21 protein-coding genes, 5 tRNA genes and 1 other RNA gene are annotated in these 21,306 nt (G+C 16.9%); 12 read left to right on the forward strand and 15 right to left on the reverse strand.

The window, feature by feature from the left end; genetic code table 11:
• Positions 1-75 precede the first annotated feature (75 nt).
• From ACMCL3_RS00785 to ACMCL3_RS00795, 3 genes are all read right to left on the reverse strand, one after another.
• Positions 76-148, reverse strand: a tRNA-Ile gene (locus tag ACMCL3_RS00785).
• A 73-nt stretch (positions 149-221) separates the two neighbouring features.
• Positions 222-3,002: an isoleucine--tRNA ligase gene (gene ileS, locus ACMCL3_RS00790; RefSeq protein ID WP_412728687.1), complete on the reverse strand. Its 2,781-nt coding sequence runs from the start codon at positions 3,000-3,002 to the stop codon at positions 222-224.
• Between the two features lie 90 nt (positions 3,003-3,092).
• Positions 3,093-3,180 (reverse strand) — tRNA-Ser (locus ACMCL3_RS00795).
• A 42-nt stretch (positions 3,181-3,222) separates the two neighbouring features.
• Here ACMCL3_RS00795 and ACMCL3_RS00800 point away from each other — a divergent pair.
• Genes ACMCL3_RS00800 through ptsP form a run of 6 tightly spaced genes read left to right on the forward strand, consistent with a single transcriptional unit; the run spans position 3,223 to position 6,646 of the window.
• Positions 3,223-3,561 (forward strand): TusE/DsrC/DsvC family sulfur relay protein, encoded by a 339-nt coding sequence (locus ACMCL3_RS00800; protein WP_412728688.1) that lies wholly within the window; start codon positions 3,223-3,225, stop codon positions 3,559-3,561.
• Between the two features lie 28 nt (positions 3,562-3,589).
• Positions 3,590-3,928 carry a 30S ribosomal protein S6 gene (gene rpsF / locus ACMCL3_RS00805; RefSeq protein WP_412728689.1) on the forward strand — a complete coding sequence of 113 codons (339 nt, stop codon included), beginning with the start codon at positions 3,590-3,592 and terminating at the stop codon, positions 3,926-3,928.
• 49 nt (positions 3,929-3,977) lie between these two features.
• Positions 3,978-4,202: a 30S ribosomal protein S18 gene (gene rpsR / locus ACMCL3_RS00810; protein WP_412728690.1), complete on the forward strand. Its 225-nt coding sequence runs from the start codon at positions 3,978-3,980 to the stop codon at positions 4,200-4,202.
• Positions 4,203-4,222: 20 nt separating this feature from the next.
• Positions 4,223-4,636, forward strand: coding sequence for a 50S ribosomal protein L9 (rplI, locus tag ACMCL3_RS00815; protein ID WP_412728691.1), 414 nt, complete (start codon positions 4,223-4,225; stop codon positions 4,634-4,636).
• A gap of 19 nt (positions 4,637-4,655) precedes the next feature.
• Positions 4,656-4,913 (forward strand): HPr family phosphocarrier protein, encoded by a 258-nt coding sequence (locus tag ACMCL3_RS00820; protein ID WP_412728692.1) that lies wholly within the window; start codon positions 4,656-4,658, stop codon positions 4,911-4,913.
• Between the two features lie 17 nt (positions 4,914-4,930).
• Positions 4,931-6,646: a phosphoenolpyruvate--protein phosphotransferase gene (ptsP, locus tag ACMCL3_RS00825; protein ID WP_412728693.1), complete on the forward strand. Its 1,716-nt coding sequence runs from the start codon at positions 4,931-4,933 to the stop codon at positions 6,644-6,646.
• A 60-nt stretch (positions 6,647-6,706) separates the two neighbouring features.
• Here the strand turns inward: ptsP and ssrA are convergent.
• The 7 genes from ssrA to ACMCL3_RS00860 form a co-directional block, all read right to left on the reverse strand.
• Positions 6,707-7,002: a transfer-messenger RNA gene (ssrA, locus tag ACMCL3_RS00830) on the reverse strand.
• A gap of 21 nt (positions 7,003-7,023) precedes the next feature.
• Positions 7,024-7,248 carry an SsrA-binding protein gene (locus ACMCL3_RS00835; RefSeq protein ID WP_412728859.1) on the reverse strand — a complete coding sequence of 75 codons (225 nt, stop codon included), beginning with the start codon at positions 7,246-7,248 and terminating at the stop codon, positions 7,024-7,026.
• Positions 7,248-7,493, reverse strand: coding sequence for an SsrA-binding protein (locus ACMCL3_RS00840; RefSeq protein WP_412728694.1), 246 nt, complete (start codon positions 7,491-7,493; stop codon positions 7,248-7,250). The genes ACMCL3_RS00835 and ACMCL3_RS00840 overlap by 1 nt, the downstream gene beginning before the upstream one ends.
• 33 nt (positions 7,494-7,526) lie before the next feature.
• Positions 7,527-8,606 carry a peptide chain release factor 1 gene (gene prfA, locus ACMCL3_RS00845; protein ID WP_412728695.1) on the reverse strand — a complete coding sequence of 360 codons (1,080 nt, stop codon included), beginning with the start codon at positions 8,604-8,606 and terminating at the stop codon, positions 7,527-7,529.
• Between the two features lie 63 nt (positions 8,607-8,669).
• The gene (gene infA, locus ACMCL3_RS00850) at positions 8,670-8,888 is read right to left on the reverse strand and encodes a translation initiation factor IF-1 (RefSeq protein WP_412728696.1); all 219 of its coding nucleotides are present in this window, start codon (positions 8,886-8,888) and stop codon (positions 8,670-8,672) included.
• A 290-nt stretch (positions 8,889-9,178) separates the two neighbouring features.
• A complete protein-coding gene (gene tilS, locus ACMCL3_RS00855) occupies positions 9,179-10,480 on the reverse strand; it encodes a tRNA lysidine(34) synthetase TilS (protein WP_412728697.1) in 1,302 nt (433 codons plus the stop codon).
• Positions 10,481-10,572: 92 nt separating this feature from the next.
• The gene (locus ACMCL3_RS00860) at positions 10,573-10,911 is read right to left on the reverse strand and encodes a TraR/DksA C4-type zinc finger protein (protein ID WP_412728698.1); all 339 of its coding nucleotides are present in this window, start codon (positions 10,909-10,911) and stop codon (positions 10,573-10,575) included.
• A gap of 174 nt (positions 10,912-11,085) precedes the next feature.
• On the opposite strand from ACMCL3_RS00860, the gene dnaK reads away from it, so the two are divergent.
• Together dnaK and dnaJ are read left to right on the forward strand one after the other, a co-directional pair.
• On the forward strand, positions 11,086-12,987 hold the full coding sequence (dnaK, locus tag ACMCL3_RS00865; RefSeq protein ID WP_412728699.1) for a molecular chaperone DnaK: 1,902 nt from the start codon (positions 11,086-11,088) through the stop codon (positions 12,985-12,987).
• 71 nt (positions 12,988-13,058) lie between these two features.
• The gene (dnaJ, locus tag ACMCL3_RS00870; protein ID WP_412728700.1) at positions 13,059-14,174 is read left to right on the forward strand and encodes a molecular chaperone DnaJ; all 1,116 of its coding nucleotides are present in this window, start codon (positions 13,059-13,061) and stop codon (positions 14,172-14,174) included.
• An 82-nt stretch (positions 14,175-14,256) separates the two neighbouring features.
• Here the strand turns inward: dnaJ and gndA are convergent, their stop codons facing one another.
• Positions 14,257-15,666, reverse strand: a complete 1,410-nt coding sequence (gene gndA, locus ACMCL3_RS00875; RefSeq protein WP_412728701.1) for an NADP-dependent phosphogluconate dehydrogenase — start codon at positions 15,664-15,666, stop codon at positions 14,257-14,259.
• 108 nt (positions 15,667-15,774) lie between these two features.
• Between gndA and rlmN the strand changes: the two genes are divergently transcribed.
• The 3 genes from rlmN (at position 15,775) to der (ending at position 19,592) form a co-directional block, all read left to right on the forward strand.
• Positions 15,775-16,857 (forward strand): 23S rRNA (adenine(2503)-C(2))-methyltransferase RlmN, encoded by a 1,083-nt coding sequence (rlmN, locus tag ACMCL3_RS00880; protein ID WP_412728860.1) that lies wholly within the window; start codon positions 15,775-15,777, stop codon positions 16,855-16,857.
• Positions 16,858-16,945: 88 nt separating this feature from the next.
• Positions 16,946-18,214 carry a histidine--tRNA ligase gene (hisS, locus tag ACMCL3_RS00885; protein ID WP_412728702.1) on the forward strand — a complete coding sequence of 423 codons (1,269 nt, stop codon included), beginning with the start codon at positions 16,946-16,948 and terminating at the stop codon, positions 18,212-18,214.
• A 34-nt stretch (positions 18,215-18,248) separates the two neighbouring features.
• Positions 18,249-19,592 (forward strand): ribosome biogenesis GTPase Der, encoded by a 1,344-nt coding sequence (der, locus tag ACMCL3_RS00890; RefSeq protein ID WP_412728703.1) that lies wholly within the window; start codon positions 18,249-18,251, stop codon positions 19,590-19,592.
• An 18-nt stretch (positions 19,593-19,610) separates the two neighbouring features.
• Here the strand turns inward: der and ACMCL3_RS00895 are convergent.
• From ACMCL3_RS00895 to ACMCL3_RS00905, 3 genes are all read right to left on the reverse strand, one after another.
• A tRNA-Gln gene (locus ACMCL3_RS00895) sits at positions 19,611-19,683 on the reverse strand.
• 4 nt (positions 19,684-19,687) lie between these two features.
• A tRNA-Leu gene (locus tag ACMCL3_RS00900) sits at positions 19,688-19,769 on the reverse strand.
• Positions 19,770-19,771: 2 nt separating this feature from the next.
• Positions 19,772-19,844: transfer RNA gene (locus ACMCL3_RS00905), tRNA-Met, on the reverse strand.
• A gap of 180 nt (positions 19,845-20,024) precedes the next feature.
• On the opposite strand from ACMCL3_RS00905, the gene fldA reads away from it, so the two are divergent.
• Positions 20,025-20,543 (forward strand): flavodoxin FldA, encoded by a 519-nt coding sequence (fldA, locus tag ACMCL3_RS00910; protein ID WP_412728704.1) that lies wholly within the window; start codon positions 20,025-20,027, stop codon positions 20,541-20,543.
• A gap of 115 nt (positions 20,544-20,658) precedes the next feature.
• Here fldA and ribA read toward each other — a convergent pair whose 3' ends face one another.
• Positions 20,659-21,246, reverse strand: a complete 588-nt coding sequence (gene ribA, locus ACMCL3_RS00915) for a GTP cyclohydrolase II (RefSeq protein ID WP_412728706.1) — start codon at positions 21,244-21,246, stop codon at positions 20,659-20,661.
• Between the last annotated feature and the right edge of the window lie 60 nt (positions 21,247-21,306).

The raw sequence follows: 21,306 nt of genomic DNA on the forward strand, positions 1-21,306 counted from the left end.
ATTAATCATTAATAAATTTAATTATTAATTATTATTTATTATTCTATAAATTTTATTTAATTTAAAAAATAAAATTGGCCCTTACTGGATTTGAACCAGTGACCAAACGATTATGAGTCGTTTGCTCTTACCACTGAGCTAAAGGGCCAAAAATATTTTAATAATTATTATATTATATTAAATTTTATTAAAAATCAAAAAAATACTTAAATATTAAAATATTAAATAAATTTACGATTTTCTCCTAAACCAAATAAATTAATAATACAACGATTACAAATTCCTATATATTTAGATATTTTACTAATATTATTAGTATAATGCCAACAACGATTGCATTTTTTTTCTTTAGAAATATTAATAAATATTTTAAAATTATTAATTTTATTAATTTTATCTAAAATAAATAATTTAATATTTGATATAATAAATAAATAATTTAATTCATTTTTAAATTTTTTTAAATATTTTATTAATTTATTATTAGCATAAATTTCAATATTTGCTTCTAATGTACTACCAATTTTTTTTTTAATTCTTAAATTTTCAATTTTTTTATTAATTTTATTTTTAATTTTAATTATTTCATTCCAAAATTTATCATCTAAAATTTTAGATTTATATATTATTAGTTTATTATACCATTCTTCAGTAAAAATAAATTTTGATCTTTTTCCTGGTAAATAATTCCATATTTCATTTGATGTAAATGATAATATAGGTGATATCCAACGTACTAATGATTCTATAATATGATACATTGCTGTTTGGCAACTTTTACGAGAAATACTGTTTTTTTTATTAGTATATTGACGATCTTTTATTATATCAAAATAAAAAGCACCCATTTTAACTGAACAAAAATTTATTAAATATTTAACTACTTTATTAAAATTATATTGATTATAAGCTTTTTTAATTTTTTTTTGAATTTTAATAGTATAATTTAATGCCCATAAATCTAAAATAAGCATTTTTTCAAATTTTAAAGAATCTTTATTTGGATTAAAATCATTTAAATTTGATAATAAAAATCTAATAGTATTTCTTATTTTTTTATAAATTTTTGAAGAATTTTGTAAAGAAATATCAGAAACTATAATTTCATTTGTATAATCAGTATATGCAACCCACAATCTCAATACATCACAACTAAATTTTTTAATTATATTTAAAGGATTAATTATATTACCAATAGATTTAGACATTTTTTGTTTTTTATTATCAACAGTAAAACCATGTACTAAAACTTCTTTATATGGTGCAATACCTTTTATTATATTTGAAGTAATTATTGATGACATAAACCATCCACGATATTGGTCAGATCCTTCTACATATAAATCAATATTATTATTTTTAAATTCTTTTCTTTTATTAATTACAGTATAATAAGTTGTTCCAGAATCAAACCAAACATCTAAAACATCATTAATTTTAAAATAGTTTCTACTATCATTTCCAAGAATTAATTTTTTATCTAAATCCCACCATGCTTGTATTCCTTTTTTTTTAATTATTTCTACTATATTATCAATTATTTTATTATTTAATGGATGAATTTTAAAAGTTTTTTTATTTACAAATAATGTCATTGGAACTCCCCAAATACGTTGTCTAGAAATACACCAATCTGGTCTTGTTTTTATCATATTTTCAATATGAGTTTTTCCCCAATTTGGTAACCATTTAACTTGATTTATATTTTTTAATATATTATTACGTATTGTTTTATTTAATTTTATAAACCATTGTTTAGTAATTCTATAAATAACCTTTGTTTTATGACGCCAACAATAAGGATATTTATGAAAAATTTTTTGTTCAAATAAAAATTTTTTTTTATTTTTTAATATTTTTAATAATATTTTATCAACATCAAAAATGAATTTTTTATCTAATAAAGAATGTGTTCCTAAAATATAGTAACCTTTTTTATTAATTTGAGTTGATAAATCTAATGAATATTTTTTACCAATTATATAATCTTCTAATCCATGACTAGGAGCTATATGAACAATACCACTACCAGTATTTAAATCAATATGATTACTTAAAATTATTGGTATATTATAATTCATAAATGGATGTTTTAAATAATATGATTGTAATTCAATTCCTTTAAATTCACTTAAAATTTTAAAATTTTTAATATTTAATAAATTTATTATTGAATTAACTGTATTTTTAGATAAAATTAAATATTTATTTAAAATTTTAATAATTTGATAAATTCCATCTGGGTGTATAGCAATAGCTTTATTTGATGCTAATGTCCAAGGAGTTGTAGTCCAAATAATTAAAGAAATTTTTTTTTCAATTTTAATATTAAATTTATTTAAAATTTCATTATTTTTTAAAAAATTAAATAATACATAAATTCCTAAAGTTTTTTTATTATGATATTCTATTTCTGCATCTGATAAAGAAGATTGACAATTAATACACCAATAAATTGGTTTTTTACCATTTTTTAAATATCCTGAATTAATAATTTTTTTAAAAGCAAGTATTATATTTGCTTCTATATTAAAATCCATTGTTAAATAAGGATTTTCCCAATCTGCTAAAATTCCTAAACGAATAAAAGTTTTTTTTTGATTTGAAATTTGTTTATTAACATAAATACGACATTTATCTCTAAATTCAGAATTTGATAATTTTTTTTTTTTATAAATTTCTTCTACTTTTAATTCAATTGGTAAACCATGACAATCCCAACCAGGTACAAAAGGTGCATCAAATCCTTCTAATCCTTTTGATTTTATTATTATATCTTTAATAATTTTATTTACTGCATGTCCAATATGTATATTACCATTTGCATATAATGGACCATCATGTAAAATAAAAGTTTTTTTTTTTTTTTTAGATTCACGTATTTTTTTATATATTTTTTGTAAACTCCAATATGATATAATATTTAATTCTTGATTAATAAAATTATTTTTTATAGGAAAATTAGTTTTTGGTAAATTTAAAGTATTTTTATAATTTTTCATAAAATATTCCAATTTTTAAATATTTTAAAATTTTTTTATTTAATATTTTAAAAATATTAAATATAATAAATTATAAAAAATATTTTTAAAAAGAGGAGGTGGGATTCGAACCCACGAAGGGTTATTAACCCTCGGCGGTTTTCAAGACCGCTGCCATAAACCACTCGACCACTCCTCCAAATATTTTTTAAATATTTTTAAATATTTTAAAATTTAAATTATGTTAAAGTTTAATAATAATATTATTAAAACAGATATTTATGGTTATATTATTGAAAAAAAAATATGGAATGAAATTATTGCAATGTTTATATCTAAAAAAGAAAAAATTTTTTTAACTAAAAAACATTGGGAAATAATTTATTTAATTCGTAAATTTTATAATACTTTAAATTATTCACCAAATATTAAAATTATAGTTAAAATATTATATTATAAATATGGTATAAAAAAAGGTAATAGTACATATATATATAAATTATTTTATAAAAATCCTGCACAAAAAATTAATAAAATTTCTGGTTTATCAAAACCTTTAAATTGTTTAAATAAATATTAATTTTTATTAAAAAATTAAGGATAAAATTATGAGATTTTATGAAATTATTATAATGTTTGATCCAAATGAAAATAATAAAATATTAAAAATGATTAAAAAATATAGTGATTATATTAAAAATAATAAAGGACAAATTTATAGAATAGAAAATTGGGGTAAACGTAAACTTTCATATAAAATTAAAAATAATAAAAAAGCTTATTATGTTCTTTTAAATATTGAAATGACAAAAGAAAAAATTATTGAATTTGAAAAAAAAATAAAATTTGATAGTTTTATTTTAAGAAAATTTATTATACGTACTAAAAAAGCTATAACTAAAAATTCACCAATATTTAAAAATAAAAAAAAAAATATTAAAAAATAAATAATTAAAAAAATAATAAAATATTAAAATTTTTAAAAGGAAATATTTAATGGAATATTTAAAACAAAAAAAAAATTGTTTTTTTTTAAAAAAAAAAATTAAAGAAATAGATTATAAAGATATAAATTTACTTAAAAATTATATTAATGAAAATGGAAAAATTATATCTAGTAAAATTACTGGAGTAAGTGCTAAATTTCAACGTAAATTATCACGTGCAATAAAAATTGCAAGATATTTATCATTTTTCCCTTATACAGATAATCATAAATAATTTTTATAAAAGAGTTAAAAATGAAAATAATTTTACTTGATAAACTTTTAAAATTTAAAAATATAGGAAATAAAATAAATATAAAATCAGGTTATGCAAATAATTTTTTAATTCCTAAAGGAATAGCAATAAATTATATTAATAAAAAAAAAACATTTTTAAAAAATATAATTAATAAAAATTTAATTAAAAATAAAAAAATAATTAAAATTTATTTTTTTATTGAATGTGATAAAAATGGTAATTTATATAGTACGTTAGGATATAAACAAATAATTAATCTTATTAATTTTTATAATATAAAAATTGAAAAAAAATTTATTTATATTAAAAAAACAATTAAAAAAATTGGAAATTATATTATAAAAATTAATTTATATAATAATTTATATAATAAATTATATTTAAAAATTTTTAAAAAAAATAATAAATAATTTTTTTTTAAGGAAATAAATGTTAAAAAAAGAAATTATTATTAATTCTGAAAATGGATTACATATTCGTCCTGCTGCAATTTTAGTTAAAACATGTAAAAAATTTAAATCTGAAATTTTTATAGAATATAAAAAAAAAAAAGTAAACGCAAAAAGTCTTTTTAAAGTTCAAACTTTAGGAGTAATACAAGGTGATAAAATACTTTTATTAATTGAAGGAAAAGATGAATTAGAAGCTTTAGAACAAATAATAAAAATAATTAAAAATTTAAAATAAAAAAAACCAAGGTTTTTATGATTTCAGGAACTTCAGTATCCAAAGGAATTGCTTTTGGTAAAGCGTTATTGTTAAAAGATGAAAAAATATTAATTAATAAAAAAAATATATTAAAAAAAAATATAGATAAAGAAATTCAAAGGTTTTATATTGGTCAAAAAAAAACAATTGAACAAATTAAAAAAATTAAAGAAATAAATAAAAAAAAAATAAGCAAAAAAGAAGAAGAAATTTTTAATAGCCATATTATGATATTAGAAGATTATGAATTTGAAAATGAAATAATTTATCTTATTAAAAAAAAATTAATAACAGCAGATTATGCTGTTAATAAAATTATTAATAAACAAATAAAAACATTTAAAAAAATTAAAAATAATTATTTTAAAGAAAGAGCTAATGATATAAATGATATAGGTAAAAGATTATTAAAAAATATTTTAAATTATAATATATTAAATTTAAATTATATTAAAGATAAAGTTATACTTATTTCAAAAGATTTAACTCCTTCAGAAACTGCTCAATTAGACTTAAAAAAAGTATTAGGTTTTATTACAGAATTAGGAGGTATTACTTCTCATACTTCAATTATGGCAAAATCTCTTGAATTGCCTGCTATAATTAATACATATAATGTAACAAAAATTATTAAAAATAATGATTATATAATTTTAGATGCAAATGATAATAAAATATATATAAATCCTGATTTATCAACTATTAATTTAATAAAAAAGAAAAATAATATATATATTAAAGATAAAAAAAAATTACAAAAAAATAAAAATTTACCAGCAATTACTCTTGATGGTCATAAAGTTTCAATTTTTGCTAATATATGCAATTTACATGATATAAAATTTATTAAAAAATATGGGGCTGAAGGAATTGGTTTATATCGTACTGAATTTTTATTTATGAATCGTGATAATTTACCTAATATTAATGAACAAATTAAATCATATAAATATATTTTTAAAAAAAATAAAGATAATCCTATAATTATAAGAACAATGGATATTGGAGGAGATAAAAATATACCATATTTAAATTTTTTAAAAGAAGATAATCCATTTTTAGGTTGGAGAGCAATTAGAATATCAATTGATTATAAAGAAATATTATATAATCAATTAAAATCTATTTTATTAGCATCTATTTATGGTAATGTAAAAATTATGTTTCCAATGATAACTACTATTGAAGAAATTTATTATCTTAAATATGAATTAAAAAATATTGAAGAAGAATTAAAAATAAAAAAAAAAAAAATTAAAAAAAATATAAAAATTGGAATAATGATAGAAACGCCATCAGCTGCAATGATGATAAAAGAATTTGCTAAAGAAGTTGATTTTTTTAGTATTGGTACTAATGATTTAACACAATATACATTAGCGGTAGATAGAGGTAATAAATTAGTATCTCATCTTTATAATCCATTAAATCCATCAGTTTTAAAAATAATTAAAAAAATTATTGATGATGCACATAAATATAATAAATATGTAAGTATGTGTGGAGAATTTGCTAGTGATGAAAAAGTTACTTTATTATTATTAGGAATGGGATTAGACGGATTTAGTATGAATTCTAGTTATATTCCACAAATTAAAAACATTATAAGAAATAATAAATATAAAGATTCTAAAAAATTAGCAAATTTAATATTAAAACAAAATACATTAAAAGATATATTAAATTGTCTTAAAATTAATAAATTTAAATAAATTAATATTTTAAATTAAAATTATATTTATTTTATATTAATAATAAAAATTTAAAAAATTTTGGAGTTGGCGGGATTTGAACCCGCGTCCGAAATTATTTATAATTTTAAATCTACATGTTTAGTCTTTTTTTTATTTATTAATTATATAAGACATAAAATTAATAATTAATATATAGAATAATAATTTTTTAAATATTTATATTTTTTATAATTATAATTTAAAATTTTTAAGCAGCTAAAGAATAAGAATTATTTTTTTTTACATTTATTTAAATTTAGGTTTTTTAACGAGGCCAACCATTCCTCGACATGCTTTAAAAATATTCAAAATTTCGTCGAATCCAAAACAACCCCAATAATAATATATATATTTTTTTAATTTTTACAAGTATTTTTTAAAATAAGATTTTTTGTTTTTTTCCATTCACGATTTTTTATACTTATTCTTTTATCATATTTTTTTTTACCTTTTGCTAAACCAATTTCTAATTTACTCCAATTTTTTTTCCAATATAAAGATATTGGTATTATAGTATATCCATCTTTTTTAATTTTATTAAATAAAAATAATAATTCTTTTTTTTTTAATAATAATTGAATTAACGTTTTATTTTTTTTTTAAAAAAATTATTAATAGGTATAATATTACAATTTATTAAAAAAGCATTTAAATTATTTAATTTTATATAACTATTTTCAATATTTATTTTATTAAATCTTAATGATTTAACTTCCCAACCAAATAATGATAAACCTGCTTCAAATGTTTTTTCTATATAATATAAAAAATTTATTTTTTTATTATATACAATATAATTTAAATTAGCTTTTTTTTTATTAATCATTATAAATATTAATGAAAATAATAATTTAAATATTTAATTAATACTTTTTAAAAAAATATACAATTTATTAATTTCATATTTCTTAAATAAAGGTTTTATTATTATATCAAGATCTCCATTCATTATTTCTTCTAAACAATATAAATTTAAATTTATTCTATGATCTGTAATACGACTTTTTTGAAAATTATATGTTCTAATTCTATCTGAACGTTCTCCAGTACCTAATAAATTTTTTCTTTCAATAGATATTTTTTTTTTACGTTTTGATAATTCTAATTTTTTAATTCTTGCAATTAATACTTCAAATGCTTTTGATTTATTTTTATGTTGTGATCTTTCATTTTGACATTCTACAACAATATTTGTTGGAATATGTGTTATTCTAACAGCTGAATCTGTTGTATTTACATGTTGTCCACCAGCACCAGATGATTTAAAAGTATCTATTTTAATATTATTTAAATTAATATTATTTATTTCTTTTTGAATAACTTCAGGTAATATTGCTATTGTACAAGTAGAAGTATGAATACGACCTTTTGATTCTGTTTCTGGAATTCTTTGAACTCTATGACCACCAGATTCAAATTTTAAATTTTCATATGCATTAAATCCAAAAATTTTTAAAATTATTTCTTTATAACCACCATATTCACATTTATTTATATTTATAATTTTAACATTCCATTTTTTAATTTCAAAATAATTTAAATACATTTTAAAAATTTTTTTTGAAAATAATGCTGCTTCATTACCACCTGTTCCAGCTCTAATTTCTAAAAAACAATTATTTTTTTTTTTTTTTTTAAATAAATATTTTAAAAATTTTTTTTCTAATTTTTTAATTTTTTTATTAATTTTAATTAATTCTTCAATAGCTAAATTATATAAATCATAATCTTTTAATAAATTTAATATATTTATTAATTCTAATCTTATAATTTTCCAATTTATTAAAAAAAAATTAATATTTTTTATCTTTTTATATTCATTATTTAATTTTTTTAAAATTATTTTATTATTAATTTTTTTAACATTATTAAAAATTATTTTTATTTTTTTATAATTTCTTCCTAAATTTTTAATTTTTTTAAAATTTATAGAATTCATAATTTTATTTTTCCTTAAATATATTTAATAAAAAAATTTTTTTATATTAATATTTCTTAATTATTAAGATATTCTAAAAATAATTCTACCTTTATTTAAATTATATTTTGTAAATTCTACAATAACTTTATCCCCTGTTAAAATACGTATATAATTTTTTCTAATTTTTCCAGATATATATGTAGTAATTATACTATCATTTTCTAATTTTACTCTAAACATAGCATTTGATAGCGTTTCAATTACTATTCCTTTCATTTCAATATTTTTAACTTTTGTCATTTTATACTTTAATATAAATATTTATAATATTTTATTTTATATTTAATTTTAATATAAAATATTTAAAATTAAAAATTTTAAATAATATAAATAATTAAATATTTAAAAATAATTAATATAAAAAATTATTAAAAAATTTATTATTTTTATTATAAATAAATAAATAATAAAAAATTAAATTATAAAAAAATATGTTTAAAAAAATTAAATATTTAATTTTATTTTTATTATTAAATTATTTTATTATAATATATAATATAAATTTAAAATAATTTAATAATATTAAATATTTATTTAATAATTTTTATTATTATTTTTTTTTTTATTAAAAAATTATTTTTTATATTAAAAACTCCAATAGCTGATATAAATTTATCATCATAAAATAATAAAGGAATTCTATTTCTTAACCATGGTGCAATACCTAATTCTTTCCATATTTTTTTAATATTACTTGAATATTTTTTACCAATAATATAATATAAACCTTTTAAAAAAAATTTAATTTTAACTTTTTGATTTTTTTTAGGTGCTTGTAAAATATATCCATCTGTTTTACTAATTATTAATTTTCCAATATTATTAGGAAGTATTAAAGGTTCATTTAATGACCAATTCATAACAATATTTTTAATATTATACATATTAGGTAATAAATATATATAATTAGAATATCTATTAATTTGATAAATTTTACTTTTAATTTTTGGTTTTGCGTTTAAATTAGATAAAGCAATTTCATACCATATTGTTTTAATCATTTTTAAAGAAATTTTATTAATATTAAATTGATTTAACCAATATCTTATTAATAAAAAACATTTAAATAAAGAAATTTTTTTTAAATAATTAATAGATAATGCTTTTTTTTTATTTTGTATTTTAATTATTTTTTTTTTAAAAAAATTATATATAATTTTTTCTTGATTAACACAAATAAAAATACTTTTTGAAATTGATAAAAAAAATTCTGGCCATCTTTTTTCAAGTAAAGGTAAAATTTTTAATCTTAAATAATTTCTATCAAATTTAATATTATAATTACTATCATCTTCAATATATTTAATTTTATTTTCATAAACAAATTTTTTAATTATTTTTTTATTTATATTTAAAAATGGTCTTAATATATAAAAAAAATTTTTTTTTTTTAATGGCATACATGATAAACCAGATGGTCCACTACCTCTTTTTAAAGCTAAAAAAAATGTTTCACATTGATCTTGTAAATGATGTGCGAGTAATAAAATTTCATTTTTTAAAATTATTTTTTTAAAAATATTATAACGTAATTTTCTAGCATTTTCTTCTAAATTACTTTTTTTAGTTATGTTTACATTTTTAATAATTAATTTTATATTTCTTTCTTTACAAAATAAAGAACATTTTTTTTCCCAAATATTTGAATTAATATTTAAATTATGATTAATATGTATAGCACGTAATTTAATATTTTTAAAATATTTTTTTTTTAAATAAAATAATATATGTAAAAGTGCACTTGAATCTAAACCACCACTAAAAGCTATTAAATATTTTTTTCCATTTTTTATATTTTTAATAACTTCATTAATTAAATAATTGTTTTTCATAATTTTAAAATATTTTATAAAAATATAAATAAAATATAAACTTTTTATTTTTAAATAATATAATTTTATAAAAATATTTTTATATAATTAATTTATTTTTCAGATATTCTTTTACATTCAATACATAATTCAGCAATAGGATTAATTTTTAAACGTTCAATATTTATTCTTTTTTCACACCACTCACAATTTCCAAATTTATCTTTTTTAATTTTTTTTAAAGTTTTCTCAATTTTTTTTAATAACTTATATTCTCTATCACTAAAAATTAATTTAAAATTATTTTCTTCTTCTTGAAATGCTCTATCCATTAAATCTGGATAATTAATATTTTTAAAATAATTTTTTTTAAATTTTTTTTTTTTATTTATTATATCATTATACAAATTTATTAAAATTTTTTTAATATGTTTTAAATTTTCATTATTCATATTTTTTTTTAATTTGTTTTAAAATTATTTAAAATTTAAAATAATTTAAATAATTATATAATTTTTAAATTATTTAATAAAATACATTATATATTAAATTATATATTTTTGCAAATTTATAAAATATTTATATATTAATTAACATTATAAATTTTTTTAAAAGTATAAAAAAAAATGGGAAAAATTATAGGTATTGATTTAGGTACAACTAATTCATGTGTTGCAATAATGGAAAATAATAAAGCACATGTAATAGAAAACTCTGAAGGAGAACGTACTACACCATCAATTATAGCATATACTCAAGACAATAAAATTTTAGTTGGACAACCAGCTAAACGTCAATCTATTACTAATCCTAAAAATACCTTTTTTGCTATTAAACGTCTTATAGGAAGACGTTTTGATGATAAAGAAATAAAACGTGATCAAAAAAATATGCCATTTGATATAATTTCTTCAGAAAATGGTGATGTTTGGTTAAAAATAAAAAATAAAAAAATTGCACCACCTCAAATTTCTGCTGAAATATTAAAAAAAATGAAAAAAACTGCTGAAGATTATTTAGGTGAAAAAATTGATAAAGCTGTAATAACTGTTCCAGCATATTTTAATGATTTACAAAGACAAGCAACAAAAGACGCAGGAAGAATTGCTGGTTTAAAAGTAGAACGAATTATTAATGAACCTACAGCTGCTGCTTTAGCATATGGTTTAGATAAAAAAATAGGAAATAGAACAATTGCTGTATATGATTTAGGTGGTGGAACTTTTGATATTTCAATTATTGAAATTGATGAAGTAAATGGTGAAAAAACTTTTGAAGTTCTTTCTACTAATGGAGATACACATTTAGGTGGAGAAGATTTTGATAATAGATTAATTAATTATTTAGTAGAAGAATTTAAAAAAACTCAATTTATTGATTTAAAAAAAGATTCTTTAGCAATGCAACGTTTAAAAGAATCTGCTGAAAAAGCAAAAATTGAATTATCTTCAACTCAACAAACTGAAATTAATTTACCTTATATAACTGCAGATGCAAATGGTCCTAAACATATGAATATAAAAATAACACGTGCAAAATTTGAATCACTTGTTGAAGATTTAATAAATCGTACAATTAAACCTTTAGAAATTGCTTTAAAAGATGCTAAAATAGAAATAAAAGATATTCAAGATGTTTTATTAGTTGGTGGACAAACTCGTATGCCAATGATTCAGAATAAAGTAGAAAATTTCTTTTTAAAAAAACCTAAAAAAGATATAAATCCAGATGAAGCAGTTGCTATTGGTGCAGCAGTTCAAGGAGGTGTTTTATCAGGTGATGTTAAAGATGTTTTATTATTAGATGTAACTCCTTTATCTTTAGGTATAGAAACAATGGGAGGAGTAATGACTACTTTAATTAATAAAAATACTACAATACCTACTAAATATAGTCAAATTTTTTCAACTGCAGAAGATAATCAAAATGAAGTAACAATACATATTTTACAAGGTGAAAGAAAAATAGCTAAAAATAATAAATCTTTAGGACAATTTAATCTTGATGGAATTAAATCAGCACCAAGAGGTACTCCACAAATTGAAGTAACATTTGATATTGATGCTAATGGTATTCTTAATGTATCTGCAAAAGATAAAAATACTAAAAGAGAACAAAAAATAACTATTAAAGCATCATCTGGACTAAAAGAATCAGAAATTAAAAAAATGATAAATGATGCAGAAATTAATTCTGAAATTGATCGTAAATTTGAAGAACTTGTACAAATTAAAAATCAAGCTGATCATATAATTCATAATACTAAAAAACAATTATCTTCTGTAGGTGATAAATTACCAAAAGAAGATATTAAAAATATTGAAAATTCAATTAAAGAATTAGAGAAAGTAATTAAAAAAGATGATAAAATTGCTATTGAAAATAATATTGAATTAGTAATAAAAGCATCTGAAAAATTATTATCTTTATCAAAAGAAAATAATAAAAATTCTAATATAAATGATAATAAAAATAAAAAAGATGATATAGATAATGCAGAATTTGAAGAAGTAAAAGATAAAAAATAATTATTTTTATAAAATTTTAATTAAAAAAAAGAGTATAGAAAATCTATACTCATTTTTTTTAAGGAATTTAAATGTCAAAAAAAGATTTTTATAAATTGCTTGGAGTATCAAAATCTTCAAGTCAATTAGAAATAAAAAAAGCATATAAACGTTTAGCTATGAAATATCATCCAGATAGAAATAAACACAAAGATGCAGAAAATAAATTTAAAGAAATAAAGGAAGCTTATGAAATTTTAAGTGATGAAAAAAAACGTTCTGCATATGATCAATATGGGCATAATGCCTTTGAACAATCTTATACTAGTAATAGTTTTACATATGAAACAAATTTTGGCGATATCTTTGGTGATGTTTTTGGTGATATGTTCGACAATAACTATGATCAAAATAATAATAAAGGTTCTGATTTAAAATATAATATAGAATTGAGTTTAGAAGAATCATTAAAAGGTATAAAAAAAGAAATTAAATTTCAAACTTTTGTAACATGTTTATATTGTAATGGTAAAGGAATTAAAAAAGGATATTCTACAATAAATTGTACTACATGTAATGGAGATGGACAAATTCAAATTAGAAGAGGATTTTTTACATTACAACAAACATGTTCAAAATGTAATGGAAAAGGAAAAATTATTAAAAATGTATGTAATATTTGTAAAGGTATAGGAAGAATTAAAAAAAATAAAAAACTTTTAATTAAAATTCCATCTAATTTAAATAATGGAGATAATATTAAAATTTCAGGAGAAGGTGAAGCTGGAAAATACGGATCTTCATCTGGAGATTTATATATTCATATAATAATAAAAGAACATTATATTTTTAAACGTAAAAATAACAATTTATATTGTGAAGTACCTATTGATTTTTTTACTGCATTATTAGGAGGAAAAATAAAAGTACCAACTTTAAATGGTTATATTAATTTAAAAATACCATCTGAAACACAAACTGGAAAATTATTTAAAATAAAAGCAAAAGGAACAAAATTTTTAAATAATACGAACAAAGGAGATTTAATATATAAAATAATTATTGAAACTCCAATTAATTTAAATGATAATCAAAAAAAATTTTTTAATAATTTAAATAAATTAATTAATATAAATAAAAACATGCCAAAAAGTAAAAAATTTTTTGAAAATATTAAAAAATTTTTAAATAATATAAAATTAAAATAATTTTAAATTATTTAAAAATTTTTTAAATAATTTGTAAAATATTAAATCATTTTTAATATTTTATAAATTATTTTTAAATATTTTATTTTAACCATTCAGTATGAAAAAAACCTTTTTTATCAATACGTTCATAAGTATGTGCACCAAAATAATCACGTTGAGCTTGAATTAAATTTGATGGTAAATTTAAATTTCTATAACTATCATAATAAGAAATTGAAATAGAAAAAATTGGTAAAGCAATACCTTTTTGTACTGCAAATGTAATTACATCACGTAATGAATTTTGATAATTGTTTAAAATATTATTAAAATATTTTGTTAATATAATATTATCAATTTCAGGATTTTCTATATATGAATTATATATATTTTGTAAAATTTTTGCTCGAATAATACAACCAGATCTAAAAATTTTAGATATTTTACTATAATTTAAATTCCAATTATTTTTAATTGAAGCTTTTTTTAATTGTGAAAAACCTTGTGCATAAGAAATTATTTTGCTAAAATAAAGAGATTTACGTATTTTTTCAATTAATTTTTTTTTATCTTTAATTTTATATACATATTTTTTTGGTCCAAATAATATTTTTGAAGCTTTTACACGTTGATCTTTCATATAAGAAATGTATCTTAAAAAAACTGATTGTGTAATTAAACATAAAGGTTCTTCTAAATCTAATGCATTTTTACTCATCCATTTACCAGTTCCTTTATTATATGCTTTATCTAATATAAAATCAATTAAATATTTATTTGAAATATCTTTTTTTATAAGAATTTTTTTTGTTATTTCTATTAAATAACTATTTAATTCTCCATCATTCCAAAATTTAAAAATTTCACTTATTTCTTTATTATTTAAATTTAAACCTTTTTTTAATATATAATAAGTTTCTGATATTAATTGCATATCACTATATTCTATACCATTATGTATCATTTTTACATAATGTCCAGAACCATTTTTACCAATATAATCAACACAAGGTTCATTTTTATAATAAGCTGCTATTTTTTTAAAAATTGGAAAAACTAAATTATATGCTTCTATATCACCACCAGGCATTATTGCAGGTCCATTTAATGCACCTTCTTCACCTCCGGAAATACCAGCACCAATATATAAAAATCCTTTTTTATTTAGTTCTTTATTTTGTTTAATACTATCTTTATAATATGTATTACCACAATCTATTATAATATCTTTTTTATCTAATAAATTTATTAATTTTTTTATCATATCATTTGTAGCTTTTCCAGATTTTATCATAAGAAAAATTCTTCTAGGTTTTATTATTGATTTTATAAAATTTTTTAATGTATAATATGGTTTTATATTTTTATTAGGATTTTCAAAAATAACTTTATTAGTTCTTTTTGAAGTTCTATTATATATTGAAACTGTATAACCATTTTTTTCAATATTTAAAGTTAAATTTTTTCCCATAATACCCATTCCAATAACACCAACTTGTTGTTTTAACATTTTTTTAAATATCTCCTAATAATTTTAAAATATAAAAATTTTTATTTTTTAAAATATTATTTTTAAAAAAATATTTTTTAATTTTTATATTTATTTATAAATATAATAATTATTTTTAATGGAATTATTAAAATCAATATTAAAAAAATTAATATATTAAGTATTAATTATAAAAAATTTTTAATACTTTTAATAATATTAGGGGAAAAACCATTTCGTGCAAAACAAATAATGAATTATATATATAATTTTTATATCAATGATTTAAATTTAATAAATAATATTAATAAAAAAATATTAAATAAAATTAAAAAAATTTTAAATATTAAAAATATTAAAATATATAAAATAATATATTCAAATGATGGAACAATAAAATTTATAATGAAAATTGATAAACAAAGAATCGAAACTATTTATATACCTGAAAAATATCGTGCTACTTTATGTATATCTTCACAAATTGGATGTTTTGTAGGGTGTAAATTTTGTTTAACAGGTAAACAAGGATTTAATAGAAATCTTTATATTTCAGAAATTATTAGTCAAATTTTAAATGTTAAAAAAATTATTAAAAAAAAAAAATTAAAAAATATTACAAATATAGTATTTATGGGAATGGGAGAACCTTTATTAAATTTTAAAAATGTTGTTTCTTCAATTTTAATTATAGTTGATAAATATTGTTTAAATTTTTCAAAATATCGTATTACTTTATCTACTGTAGGTATAATACCAGCTTTAAAAAAATTAAAAAACATAATTGATATTAATTTAGCATTATCATTGCATTTCACAAATAATAAAATACGTAATAATTTAATACCAATTAATAATAAATATAATATTAAAAATATTTTAAAAGCATCAAAAGAATATATTAATAATTCTAAAGTAAATAAAAATGGTTTAACAATTGAATATGTTATGTTAAAAAATGTTAATGATAATACTAAAGATGTATATAAATTAATTTCAATATTAAAAAATATACCATGTAAAATTAATTTAATACCATTTAATAATTTTTTAAAATCAAAATTTATATGTAGTACAAAAAAAAAAATTAATACTTTTTTTAAAATATTAAAAAAAAATGGTTTTATTGTTACTATTAGGAAAAAAAGAGGTAATGATATTAATGCTTCTTGTGGACAATTATCTGGAAAAATATTAAATCGTATAAATTAAAACAATATTTTAAAATAATTTTTTATTATAATTAATATTTTTATATTTTTTTTATAAATTTAAAATATATTTAAAATTTTTTTAAAAAATGAATATTAAAATACAATCAATACGTGGAATGAATGATATATTACCAAAAGAAATTAATTTATGGCAAAAAATAGAAAATATAATTAAAAAAATATTAAATTCATATGGTTATAATGAAATAAGATTACCAATTTTAGAAAAATCTAATCTTTTTAATAAAACAATAGGTATGGAATCTGATATTTTAAAAAAAGAAATGTATACTTTTTTTGATCGTAATTTAGAAAGTATATCATTAAGACCAGAAGCAACAGTTAGTTGTATAAGATCAGGTATAGAACATAAATTTTTAAATAATAAAATACAACGTTTATGGTATATTGGTCCCATGTTTCGTTATGAACGACCACAAAAAGGAAGATATCGTCAATTTAACCAAATTGGAATTGAAGTATTTGGAATACCAAATCCTGAAATAGATGCAGAATTAATTTTAATTACTTTAAGAATATGGAAAAAATTAGGTTTATTAAATTATATTAAATTAGAAATTAATTCAATAGGTACAATTGAAGATAGAATTAAATATAACAAAGATTTAATTATTTTTTTAAAAAAAAATATAAATTTATTAAATTTTAAAAATATATATATAAATCCAATTCGTTTATTAGATTCAAAAAATATTAAAATAAAAAAAATAATTAAAAAAGCTCCAAATTTAATAAAATATATAAATAAAAAATCAAAAATACATTTTTATAAATTATGTAAAATATTAAATAAAAATGGTATAAAATATAATATAAATAAAAATATTATAAGAGGATTAGATTATTATAATTCTACAGTTTTTGAATGGATAACAAAAAAAATAGGTATAAAAGGAACTATTTGTGGTGGTGGTAGATATGATAAATTAGTTGAACAATTAGGAGGAAATAAAATTCCAGCTATTGGATGTGCTATTGGTCTTGAAAGATTAATATTATTATTTAAAAATGTTAAAAATATTTTTAAATATAAATTAAAAATAGATTTAAATATAATTATTTTAAATATAAATATAAATAAACTAAAATTAGTTGAATATATACATAATAAAATACCTAAATTACGAATATATATTAATTATAATAATTTAAATATTAAAAAACAATTAATTAATTCACAAAATATTAATTCATATTTTGTATTAATAATAGGAGAAAATGAATTATATAATAAAAATATTATATTAAAAAATATAATAAATAGAAAACAATTAATATTACCAAAAAATGAAATTATTTTTTATTTAAAAATATTATTTAATAATAAAAAATAATAAAATATTTTTATAAAAATAATGGAGTTTTTAAATGATACCTATTATAACAATTATTGGAAAATCTAATGTAGGAAAATCTACTTTATTTAATTATTTATTATGTAAAAAAAAATCTTTAGTTAATAATTCTTTAAATTTAACAAGAGATCGTAATTATGGTTATATAAAAATTAAAAATAAAAATTTTATAATTGTTGATACTGGTGGAGTTAATAATTTTAAAGATGATATACAAATTAAAATAGCAGCTCAAATTTTTATATCTATAAAAAAAAGTAATATAATATTTTTTTTAGTTGATGCTTATGAAAATTTAACACCAGAAGATGAAATATTTAATAAATATATTTATGAATTTAAAGATAAAATATTTTTAATTATTAATAAAATAGATAAAGTAAATTATAAAATAAAAAATTTAAATTTTTATAAACTTGGAATTAATAATAAAATATTTCCTATTTCTTCTTATAATGGATATGGTATAAATATTCTTTTTGAAAATATTATTTTATTTTTAAAAAAAAATAATAAAAAAATAAAAATAAAAAAAATAAAAAAAATAAAAAAAAAAAAAGAAATTAAAATTAAACTCATTATAATAGGTAAACCTAATGTAGGTAAATCTACTTTAATAAATAATATTTTAAATGAAGAAAGAATTATAGTACATAATTTACCTGGAACTACTAATGATTGTATATATATTCCAACAATATATAATAAAATAAAATATATTATTATTGATACTCCAGGAATTATTAATATAAAAAATAATAATAAAAATATTTTATATATATCAAAAATTTTAAAATTAATTAAAAAATCTGATATTGTTTTATTTTTAATTGATATTGTAAAAGATATAACAAATAAAGATTTATTAATAATTAATTTTATTATTAAAAATGGTTATTCTTTAGTTATAGCATTTAATAAATTAGATAAAATTAATAAATATAAAATAATTGAAAAAAAAAATATTATTAAAAATTCTTTTAAATTTATTAAAAATACTTATATAAAATATATTTCTGGATTAAAAGGTATTGGAATTAAAAATTTATTAGATTCAATAGAAAATACATATAAATCTTCTAAAAAACAAATTAAAACATCAAAAATAAATAAAGTAATGAAAAATGCTATTATAAAACATCAACCACCAATATTTAAAGGATATCCTATTAAATTTAAATATGCACATTTAGGTAATTATAATCCATTAACTATTATTATACATGGTAATAAAGTTATAAATATTACAAAATTATATAAAAAATATTTAATTAATTATTTTAGTAAAAAATTAAATATTATAGGAACAAAAATATTATTAAAATTTAAAGAAAATAAAAACCCATATAAAAATTAACAAAAAATAAATAAATAACTGGGGTGCCTGGATTTGAACCAGGGAATGCCGATATCAAAAACCGGTGCCTTAACCACTTGGCTACACCCCAAATATACGGGAGACGAGATTTGAACTCGTATACTTATTAGTGCCAGATCCTAAATCTGGTGCGTCTACCAATTTCGCCACACCCGTTTTAGCTACGACGGGATTTGAACCCATGACCCCATTATTATGAATAATGTGCTCTAACCTCTGAGCTACGTAGCTTTGAAATTTAAAAATTTATTAATAATTATTATATTATAATAATTAAAAATAATCAAGTTTTAAAAAATATTTTAAAAATAAAAACTTAATAAAATTAAATTTAATAAAAATATTATAAAAAATAAACTTATTTATTTTTTAATAATTTATAAAAAATTAAAAATATAAAGGAAAATATTAATGAAAAAAAAAATAGGTATTTTTTTTGGTAGTGACACAGGAAATACTAAAAAAATTGCTAAAATTATACAAAAAAAAATTAATATTTCTTCAAAAATTTATAATATATCTAAAAGTAATAAAAAAAATTTAGAAAATTATAATATTTTAATATTTGGAATACCTACTTGGTATTATGGTGAACCTCAATCTGATTGGTTTAATTTTTTTCCAATACTTAAAAAAATAAATTTTAAAAATAAACATGTTGCATTATTTGGTTGTGGTGATCAAGAAGATTATTCTGAATATTTTTGTGATGCATTAAAATATATTTATGATATTATAATCCCTTTGGGAGCTAATATAATTGGATATTGGAAAAATTCAGGATATATTTTTAAAAAATCTAAAAGTTTATTAAATGATAATAATTTTATAGGTTTAATAATTGATGAAGATAGACAACCAGAGTTAACTAATTATAGAATTGATAAATGGTTAATTGAATTAAATAAAAATATAAAAAATTTAATTTAAATATTTTAAATATAATATTTATAAAAAATTAAATTAAATAATTTTTAAAAAATTTAATTTAAATATTTTAAATATAATATTTATAAAAAATTAAATTAAATAATTTTTAAAAAATTTATTTAAATAAATGACCCATTTTTTTTTTTTTAATTTCTAAATATTTTTTATTTTTTGAATTTAAACCTGTTATTAATGGTATTCTTTCTGTAACAGTAATTCCATAATTATTTAATATTTTAATTTTTTCAGGATTATTAGTAAGAAGACGAATTTTATATATATTTAATAATTTTAACATATCAGCACATAAAGAAAAATCTCTTTCATCATCAGCAAAACCTAATTTATTATTTGCTTCTACAGTATCATAACCACGATCTTGTAATGAATATGCTTTAATTTTATTTAATAATCCTATATTTCTTCCTTCTTGTCTGTGATATAATATTACTCCAGTTCCTTCTTTTTTTAACATTTCAAATGCACACTTTAATTGAAAACCACAATCACATCTTAAACTAAATAGTGCATCACCAGTCAAACATTCTGAATGTATACGTGATAATACTGAAAATTCTTTTTTTATATCACCTAATATTAATGCTAAATGATCTTTACCTGTATTAATTTCTTTAAATCCTATCATAATAAAATCTCCCCAAGATGTTGGTAATTTAGTTTTAGCAATTTTTTTTAATTTCATTTTTGTTTTTATTTAAGATAATTATTTAAATAAATTTTAAAAATTATTTTAATAATTTTT

The organism is Enterobacterales bacterium endosymbiont of Anomoneura mori, from assembly GCF_047159375.1.
GTDB lineage: Bacteria > Pseudomonadota > Gammaproteobacteria > Enterobacterales > Enterobacteriaceae_A.